The sequence below is a fragment of the Gordonibacter massiliensis (ex Traore et al. 2017) genome, from assembly GCF_019731765.1.
Lineage (GTDB): Bacteria > Actinomycetota > Coriobacteriia > Coriobacteriales > Eggerthellaceae > Gordonibacter > Gordonibacter massiliensis.
Map to the genome: position 1 here is coordinate 21,884 of NZ_JAASIO010000020.1, position 9,095 is coordinate 30,978.

At 66.0% G+C, this 9,095-nt stretch carries 9 protein-coding genes; 1 reads left to right on the forward strand and 8 read right to left on the reverse strand.

Features of this window, described 5'->3' with window-relative positions:
- Positions 1–86: 86 nt before the first annotated feature.
- The 3 genes from HCH03_RS15805 to HCH03_RS15815 all read right to left on the reverse strand — a co-directional run bounded on the left by HCH03_RS15805 (position 87) and on the right by HCH03_RS15815 (position 4,373).
- A complete protein-coding gene (locus HCH03_RS15805) occupies positions 87–1,388 on the reverse strand; it encodes an MFS transporter (protein ID WP_221690265.1) in 1,302 nt (433 codons plus the stop codon).
- Positions 1,389–1,610: 222 nt separating this feature from the next.
- On the reverse strand, positions 1,611–2,906 hold the full coding sequence (locus tag HCH03_RS15810) for an MFS transporter (RefSeq protein ID WP_368042467.1): 1,296 nt from the start codon (positions 2,904–2,906) through the stop codon (positions 1,611–1,613).
- 282 nt (positions 2,907–3,188) lie between these two features.
- Positions 3,189–4,373: an acyl-CoA dehydrogenase family protein gene (locus HCH03_RS15815; RefSeq protein ID WP_080143279.1), complete on the reverse strand. Its 1,185-nt coding sequence runs from the start codon at positions 4,371–4,373 to the stop codon at positions 3,189–3,191.
- A 223-nt stretch (positions 4,374–4,596) separates the two neighbouring features.
- Here HCH03_RS15815 and HCH03_RS15820 point away from each other — a divergent pair, with 223 nt between their 5' ends.
- Entirely contained in the window at positions 4,597–5,010 is a 414-nt protein-coding gene (locus HCH03_RS15820) for a PaaI family thioesterase (protein WP_221690266.1), read from the forward strand.
- Positions 5,011–5,062: 52 nt separating this feature from the next.
- On the opposite strand, the gene HCH03_RS15825 is transcribed toward HCH03_RS15820, so the two are convergent.
- The 5 genes from HCH03_RS15825 to HCH03_RS15845 all read right to left on the reverse strand — a co-directional run.
- Entirely contained in the window at positions 5,063–5,545 is a 483-nt protein-coding gene (locus tag HCH03_RS15825) for a PaaI family thioesterase (RefSeq protein ID WP_221690267.1), read from the reverse strand.
- Between the two features lie 90 nt (positions 5,546–5,635).
- Positions 5,636–5,935, reverse strand: a complete 300-nt coding sequence (locus tag HCH03_RS15830) for a ferredoxin family protein (protein WP_221690268.1) — start codon at positions 5,933–5,935, stop codon at positions 5,636–5,638.
- Positions 5,932–7,227, reverse strand: a complete 1,296-nt coding sequence (locus HCH03_RS15835) for an FAD-dependent oxidoreductase (protein WP_221690269.1) — start codon at positions 7,225–7,227, stop codon at positions 5,932–5,934. The genes HCH03_RS15830 and HCH03_RS15835 overlap by 4 nt, the downstream gene beginning before the upstream one ends.
- A gap of 205 nt (positions 7,228–7,432) precedes the next feature.
- On the reverse strand, positions 7,433–8,317 hold the full coding sequence (locus tag HCH03_RS15840; protein WP_221690270.1) for an electron transfer flavoprotein subunit alpha/FixB family protein: 885 nt from the start codon (positions 8,315–8,317) through the stop codon (positions 7,433–7,435).
- Between the two features lie 52 nt (positions 8,318–8,369).
- Positions 8,370–9,095: electron transfer flavoprotein (locus tag HCH03_RS15845; protein ID WP_221690271.1), on the reverse strand; the 726-nt coding region annotated here is incomplete at its 5' end.

The window sequence follows — 9,095 nt, forward strand, 5'->3', positions numbered from 1 at the left end:
TTGTAGCAGCCTTGGATGGGCAGAAGGCAAGCATTTCTATCAGGGCGCGAAGCGAGACCCCCCCCCCCGCCATCCCGAGTGAAACGCTAAAGCCGCTCGAGGTACACCCTCCTTCCGGCACGGTAAGCGACGGTGAAGCCCGCGAATATGACGACGATGCTCGCGAGCCCCGCGACGAAGAACGCGTCCCATCCAACATGTTGGTACAGCAAAGCCAAACCCGAGGCGGCAAACGCGCCCACCAGGTTCACCGGGATCAAAACAACCGAGTATATCTGGTCGTAGTCCCTGCTGCCGAACACGAGCCGCGTGACGTAAGGAAGAAGCGTGGTGACGAACGGGTAGATCAGACCGTAGAGCAAGCCGCCGCCGAACAGGACGGGCAGGCAAACCGCCTCGCCGCCTGCCCAGATGCACGACAGGCCCAGAAAGCCGCCCACGCAGCCCACGACGAGCGCCAGCTGCACGGACTTCGACTCCAAAGCCCCGATGAGCACCTTTCCGCCCGCCATGCCCACCATGGTGAAGGCCTCGAGCGTTCCGGACATGACCATGAGGGCCGCCACGGCCTCCAACGTCGAGCGGTCGATGGCAACGTAGCTTTGGTAGAACGTCGTGAAGTGCTGCGGGAACACGCCGCCCACGTTCGCCATGCAGCCTGCGAACACGAGCGCGTAGAAGTACCAGCTTCTGAACGCCCGCTTGGCAGGAACGCCCGGCAGCTCGCGCACGGCGTCGCCGGCGGCTGCGGGCGACTCCAAAGCCTCGCCGTAAGCCCGCAACCCCACGTCTTCCGGATGCGAGCGGATGGCGAATACGGTGAACGGCACGCTCAGCGCGAAAGCGACGATTCCCAGCACCAGGTACACCTCGCGCCAACCCGATAAGTCGGCGCCGAGCAGATGCTGGCCGATGAGGTTGAGCACCGCACCGCCGACGCCGGTCATGGCGTACGTCAGCCCGAGCACCAGGCCGAGGCGTTTTTTGAACCACCGGTTGAGAAGGCTCGCCACCATGAGCCACAGCAAGGTTATCTCGCCGAAACCTATCAGCACGCCCGAGACGTACCACTGCCACAGCTCGGTGTAGAACGACATGGCCATGAAGCCGCCGCTGGTGGCCACGGCGGCGGCGGTGCAAACGACGCGCATGTCGAACCGATGCAGAACCTTGCCCATGACGGGCGACAGGACCACTTCGGCAAGGTACACGATGGTCATGTAGAACGAAACCTGGAACACGTCGACGCCCAGGTACTGCGACACGGGCCGGTAGCACAGGCCGGGCACGCTGAACGCGACGGCCGCGCACCCGAACGTGCAGAAAACGCAGGTTGCGAGCACCGCCCAATGCCGGGGCGTCATGTGCTGGGTTCGAGCGCCGCCCATTGCGACCCCCTGTCTCGAAGGGGGCGTCCCCGCCCCACCCACCTCTTGTTCGATCCCTGATCGCCCGCGCCTTCGCCCAGCATCGGCGGCCCGCTTCGCACCGCCGTCCTCGACGTGCGAGCGCCCCTGCGGCCGGAGCACGTGCCGCCCGTTCGAACCGCAAGGGCGCTCGCACCCGAAGGCGCGGAGCCTGCCTGCGGGCCTTGCGGCCCGCCTGCGAGGCTATTCGGTCCACTGGGCCTTGATGGCCTTCTGCTTTCCGAAGGAGTATAGGCCGCACAGCAGCACGACGACCTGCATGACCAGCCCGACGATGAACACGACGGGATAGCCGAAGTTCGAGCCGAGGAACGCCCAGATGGTCGCGCCGAACGCGCCCATGAGGTTCACGAACACCGACACGCGGGAGTAGATCTCGGAGTACTCGCGCGTGCCGAAGATCTGGCGCACCACGATGGGGCACAGCACCACGGCGCTGGCGAAGAAGAAGCCGTAGATGCAGGCGCCGACGTAGAGCATGATCTCGGACTGCACGCCCAGCCACACCAGCAGGATGCCGGCCACGCCGGCCACGAACGCGGCGATCATGGTGGTGCGCGCGTTCTTGTCGGCGAAGCCGCCCATGGCCACCTTGGATATGGCCTGCGCCACCATCACGGCCACCGACATGATGCCGCCGACCACGGCCACGTCGTAGGCAACGCTGCCCGCCGCGCCCAGCGAGCGCATGTAGGACGGGAACTGCGGGGCGATGATGGTGAGGAAGTTGATGAGGCCGGCGTAGATGAAGATGGCGTAGAACACGGGGCTCTTCATGGCCTTGGAGGCCGACAGGCCGCGCGGCTTCTCGGGAGCGGCGTTGTCCGACACTTCGGCGCCGTAGGGGGCCAGGCCCACCTCCTCGGGCGTGGAGCGGATGCAGAACAGCGTGAAGGGCAGCGACGTGACGAGCGCGATGACGCCCCAGATGAGGTAGATCTGCGTATAGGCCATGCCGCCGGCGTTGAGCGAGGTGAACAAGCCGTTCCAGATGGCGCCGCCCACGCCGGTCATGGCCATGCAGATGCCCAGGAAGAAGCCCGCGTTCTTTTTGAACCAACGGTTCAGGAGCGTCGGCAAGGCCAGCCACAGGATGGAGATCTCGCCCAAGCCCAGCATGACGCCCGAGATGTAGAACTGCCAGATCTCGGTGTACAGGCTCATGAGGATGAAGGCGACGCCCACGAGCGCGGCCGACACCGACAGGATGATGCGGATGTCCATCTTCTGGATGAGCTTGCCGGCGATAGGCGAAGCGATGGTCATGGTCAGGTACAGCACGGTGATGTAGAGGGCGAACGGCGCCGTGTTCAGCGATCCGTCGGCCGTGTACTGCCCCAGCGCCTCGGACACGACCGGCTGGAAGTTCGTCCAGGTCGAAAACGTCAGAGCCGAGCAGCCGAACGTCAACATGATGCCGGTTACGATGAGCAGCACGTGCCGCGAGCTCATCTTCACCTTCGTTGTCTCATTACTCACGATTGATCCTCTCCTAACATTTGCTTTTCCCCTGCCCCGTGCGCCCGTCCGACTGCCATCGGCCGGCCGCTTGAGGGCGGTGAACGATTTCCCGTGGGAAGTCGCACCGAGGACGAACTCCTGAGGTTATAATCCCGCGATTCTTAGCAAATTGGGACGGTCAATATTGGAAATATGAGTAATGATTCGTTTCTTCTATGAGTCGCTGCGCCGAGGCGCGCCCGTATGCGACGCCCACGGCGTCGGCAACGGTTTGGGACATGCGGCGGTTTCTGTCGGCCGCTAGGCTCGATCCTCTTCCGCCAATGCGGCGTACTTGTCCATGAGCAGGGGCGCGGCGATGTAGACCATGATCTGGTCGGTGCCCTCGGCTATCTGGAAGCCGCGGCAGTCCTCCCAGATGAACGACACCCGCTCGCTGCACGTGTAGCCGCGCCCGCCGAACACCTGCAGCGCGTCGGAAGCCACCTCGGTGGCGGCTCGCGGCACGTAGCGCTTCGCCAGCGCCACGGCCAGCCTCGTGGCCTTGGCGTCCGCACCGTCGTCCAACATCCACGCCGCCTTGTACACGGCGTTGCGCATGTTCTCCAACTTCACTTCCATGTCCACGAGCATCTGCTCGATCACCTGGAAGTTCGCGATGTTCGTGCCGAACGCCGTGCGACGCCGCGCATAGCCCACGGCGTCCTCCATGGCAGCTTGGGCCAATCCCAGCGCCGTGGCGCACGAGAAGAGGCGACCCAGCTCGAACAGGTGGAACAGCTGGGGAAAGCCGGTTCGCTTGCCGTGCAGGCGGTAGTTCTCGTCGAGGCGCACGTCTTTGAACACCACATCGGAGAAAGGCAGCATGGACTGGCCGGTCTTCTTGATGGGGTACACCTCGATGCCGGGCAGGTTGTGCGGCACGAGCCACAGCGACAGCGCCGGGTACTTGCCCTGCGGCGCATCCTGGTCGACGGCGGCCACCAGCAGATACGGCGCGAATTCGCCGTTGTTCACGAACGTCTTGCGCCCCGAAAGTATGAGCCTTCCGTCCACCGTGCGAGTGGAGGTGCGCATGCTCATGGTGTCGGAGCCCCCCTCGGGCTCGGATATGGCCAGCGCGAAGGCAAGGCGCCCCTCGTTCTGGAACTGGGCGCGCACGAAGGAGAACTCGTCGGTGTCGGCGAACTCCTCCATGATCTGAAGGTTGAGGAAGTCGTTGGGAAACGGCAGCGTCGCGCCGCTCACGCGTGCCAGCTCCTCCAGCACGAGCACCTGGGCCACGAGGTCGTAGTCACGGTGGTCGCGGCGGTGGATGACGCCGAAGCCGTTGAAGTCCAGGTTGACGAAATCGCGCACCACCTCGTCGGGCAACCCTCCGTCGCGACGCCATTGGCTCACGTTCTCGAACGTGAAATGCTGGCGGCCGAACGTCCGCACCGATTCGATGAGCTTCTCGTGATCAGCAGTGAGACCGAAATCCATTCCGCACCTCTTTCGTGTTGGGTTCAGTGTACCCGATGAGCGGTCGAGCGTCGATGCGTCGAACCGCTCCACGCGACCGTTCGCAGGGAGTCAGACCGTCAATTCAGCGATTATGGGTAGCGAAACAAGGGTCAAACGCCGCCCGAGCATCGCTTTTTCAAGCAAGGCGGCTTATGATGACCCGAGCGGACGTGCTTGCGGACGCGCGCGAAAGGAGCGTCACATGACCGAACTGACCCCGGAATTGGTGGCGGAGCTGAAACGCAACGTGCCGCCCCAGCGAGAGTTGGAGGGCATCGAGATCGCGGCCTCCGAGCCGGGCGGCGTGCGCTACGAGATCGACGTGCCCTCGTCGGTGCTCAACTACCACGGCACCATCCACGGCGGCTTCGTGTCAACGCTGCTCGAGGTGGCGGCCGGCATGGCCACGTACGCCTACGGCGTGAGCAACGTCGCGCTTGCTTGCTCCACGAACTTCATTCGCGCCGTGGGAGCCGAACGCGTGGCCGTGACGGCCGAGGCGTCCCACAAAGGCCGCAGCACCGCCGTGGTGCACTGCTCCGTCAACCAGGCGTCCACCGGAAAGCTCGTAGCCGAGGCAACGTACACCATGTTCCTGTTGGGACCCCTGGCGTAGACGGGCCGCCTTTCGTCGTCTTAGGCAGGCATTCGGCAGAAGCGCGCGGCCGTCACACGACGCCGGGATTGCGGGGAAAGTACGGCTCGGGCGGAAGCGCCGCAGGATCGATCAACCCGACGAAGAACAGGCCGACTTCGGCCGTCACGCACAGACGGCCGTTTCCGTCGACGATACGAACTTCCACGAGCGCCGTCGACGAGCCGTCGTGCAGGACGCGCGCCTCGACAGCCACGCTGTCGCCCACCTCCACGCCCCGGATGAAATTGAGGCTGGCCTGCTGCGTCACATTGCGCTTGCCCAGCGTGTAGCCCGCCATGCACGCCGTCACGTCCACCAAATACATGAGGTATCCGCCATGCACCTTGCGAAACAGGTTGGACGTCTCGGGCGGCGCGGCCACGCGGTTGCGCACGAACCCGCGCCGCAGCTCCTCGCTGACCACAGCCGCGAAGCCCCCGAGATCGCTCAAGTGGTTAAGGCACCCTTCGCGCAGATACGCGGGCAGATCGATGGATTCCGCAAGATGGACCACCGGTTCTCCTTTCGAAAACGCCCTCCCTTGAACACCCAAAAGAGTCGAGGCTTTCAGAGTGCCGACCCGAGCGGCCTTGCGCCGCGATCCCTAGCCGAAGCGGTACTCCACGCCCATGGTGGGCTGGGGGTTCTCCCACTTCTTGACGATGGTGGAGCCGCAGGCGATGCGGCAGGTGCCGCACTCCAGGCAGCCCGCGTAGTCGAAGGACTTCTTGCCCTCGGCGTCGACCTTGTAGAGGGCCGCCGGGCACACGCGCACGAGCTTCAGGAACTCCTCGTCGTCGGGGTCGTCCACCAATTCGATGTGCGCGCTCTCCTCGTCCACCTCGTACTTGTCCAGCGCCAGGAACTCGTCCACGTTGACCGTGATCTCGGCTATCTTGCTCATAGGGACTTCACCGCTCCTCTCATTTCACGGGCGAGCTTGAACAGCCCGCGCTTCTTCACTATGGGCATCATGCGCTTCACGAGCGGCCTCTGGGGCTGGCCGTCCACGCTGAACATGGCGTTGAAGACCTCCTTGACCATCACCGGGTAGTCGGTGAACATGCTCGACCACCCCTCCATGACGTGGGGCCATTTGGAGAAGGTCTTGAGGTCCTGGATGACGAAGGAGCCCTCCATCGCGGTTTTGTAGGAGGCGAGGCCCGACTCGCTCACGTCGCCCTTGTCGATGGCCTCGACCGCGGCCTGGCCGGCCATCTGGCCGCTCGCCACCGCGAAGTCCATGCCGCGCACCTGGTAGCCCATGTTCATGCACAGGCCCGCCGTCTCGCCGGCGACCAGGCAGCCGTCGAAGACGTACTTGGGCACCATGCCGTACCCTCCCTCGGGCACCATGTGGCCGGAGTGCTCGACGAGCTTGGCGCCCTTGATGATGGGGGCCACGGCCGGGTGGTTCTTGAAGTCCTCGAGCATCTGGTACACCGGGTGGGGGTTCGAGGCGTCGGCCGCCGTGGAGATCGTGGCCACGAGCCCCAGGCTGATGGAGTCCCTGTTCGTGTACAGGAACCCTCCGCCCACGTTGCCGTGCGTGCAGTCGCCGACGAAGAGCATCGCCGCGCCCTCGCCCTCCGGCACGAGGAAGCGGTCCTCGATCTGGCCCGCCGGCAGCTCGAAGACCTGCTTGACGCCCACGGCCATCTGGCTCGGCTTCGGGCGCGGGTTGCCCAGGCACCTCTCGGCGAGCACGGTGTTGCAGCCCTCGGCGAGGATCGTCACCTGCGCGGTGATCTCGTCCTCGCCCGCGCGCACGCCGACGACCCGGCCGGCGCCGTCCTTGATGAGCTCCTCCACGGCGATGCCGCAGATGTACTCGGCGCCCGCGTCCTCGGCCTTCGAGGCCAGCCACTGGTCGAACGGGGCCCTCAGCACGCTGTAGGAGTCCCTGCCCTCCTCCGCGAGCTCGGGGCTCGTGAAGTCGATGGCCATCTGGCTCTCCGGGTCCATGAAGGCCATGCGCTCGTGGGTGATCTTTCGCTCGAGCGGCGCCTCGGACTCGAAGTCCGGGAACACCTTCTTCAGCGAATGCGAGTAGATGCGCCCGCCGGTCATGTTCTTCGCGCCGGCGAAGCTGCCGCGCTCCACGACGAGGACGGACTTGCCGGCCGACGCGGCCGTGTAGGCCGCCACGGCCCCGGCGCAACCCGAGCCCACGACGATGACGTCGAAATCTGACATGTTGGTTTCCTCTCTCATCTTCCGAATACGTGCCGCCGCCTCGGGTTTCGGCGAGGTTTCGACCGCGTACGAGCCGAGGGGCGAGGACGATGCGCCCACCAAGCGAGTTCCGTAGGAGTCGAAACGTCCGGCGGACGTTTCGCGCGACCTCAGGACTGCCGAGCGACTGGGCGCGTCGTCCCCGCCCCGGCAGGTCGGCATGCGCCTACAGCGCCGCGACCAGCCTCGGCAGCACATCCTTCAAATCACCGACGATGCCGTAGTCGCACTGCTTGAAGATGGGCGCGTTCTTATCCTTGTTGATCGCGAACAGGGTGCCCGCGCGGTTGCAGCCCACCATGTGCTGCATCTGGCCGGAGATGCCGCAGGCCACGTAGGCCTTCGGCGAGAGCATGAGGCCCGACACGCCGATGTACGTTTCGCTGGGAAGCCAGTCCACGCCCTCCGTCAACGGACGGGAGCAACCCAGGCCCGCACCCAACTTGTCGCAGAGCGCGCGGGCGAGGTCGAGCTCGGCCTCCTCGGCGAAGCCGCGCCCGGCGGCCACGACGACGTCGGCCTTCCCGAGGTCCACGCCGCTCAGCTCGCGGGGCTTGCGATCGAGCAGCTCCACCGGATGCGCCGGCGCGACCCAAGCGACGTCCTCGACCGCGTTCGCGCCGGAGGGCTCGGCGCCCTCGAACGCGCCGGCGGCGACGGTGTACACGGCTACGTCGCCGACCGGCTTCTGCACGCGCTCGGCGACGCCGCCGAAGTACAGGCTCCTCGCACCCGCATCCTCGAAGCCCAGAACGTCGGTGACGGTCGCGGTGCCCGCATGGGCGGCCAGCTTGCCGGCGACGATCTTCATGCGGCGCGTGGGCTCCACCAGCACGACGCCCGGCTGCTCGGCGTCGAACACGGCCGAGACGGTGTCGGCCGCATCCTCCATCACGGCGCCCTCGGGCACCGAGATGCGTGCGACCTTGTCGGCGATGCCCTCCGGGGCGTCGCCGAAGGAGACGAGTACGACCTCGTCGGCCATAGTACGCGCGCCGGCGGCGAGCTCGCGGGCGGCGTCGGAGCGTTCAGCGATTACCAGTGCTTTCATGGGTATCAACCCTGCCTTTCTGCGAAGTGGGATTCGGTTTGCGACCAGGGGCCTACAGGGCCGCCTTGAGCGCGGCGGCGAATTGCTCAACGGCGCCGTCGGACGAGGCGTCGAGGATCTCGAGTTTGCGGCTGGCCTGCTCGGGCGCAAGACACGCGACCGTCTCAAGCGAGGCCGCCACGTCTCCGCCGGCCCCGACCACCTCCATGGGCTTCTTGCCCGCGGCCAGGATGTCCTTCATGCCGGGGATGCGCGGCACGGCCACGTCCGGCGTCACGGACACCACGGCCGGCAGCGGCACGCGCACCGTCTCCACCACGTCCTCCAGCACGCGCTCCACCACGAGCGCGCCGTCTTCGGGCGTTATCTTCACGGCGGCGTTCACCACGGGCACGCCCAAGCGGGCGGCCAGCTGCACGTCGACCTGCTGGGCGTAGTCGTCGGCGGAGCCGTCGCCGCAGACGACGACGTCCCAGTCGCCGGCCTTGGCGACGAGCGCGGCCAGGGCCTCGGCCGTGGCATGCGCGTCCATGTTCGCGTACGCGTCGTCGGCGGCCATGACGAGCTCGTCGACGCCGCGGGCGAGGACGTTCTTCTTGAGCTTGGAGTCGTCGACGGACGCGGGGCCGGCCGTGACGGCCGTGACCTTCGAGCCCTCGACGGCCGCGGCCAGCTGGGCCGCGGCCTCGATGGCGTTCAGGTCGTACGTCGACACGGTGCCCTTGGCCTTGGAGTAGTCCAGGGTGCGGTCGGACGCCACCTGGATGTCCTGGTCGTC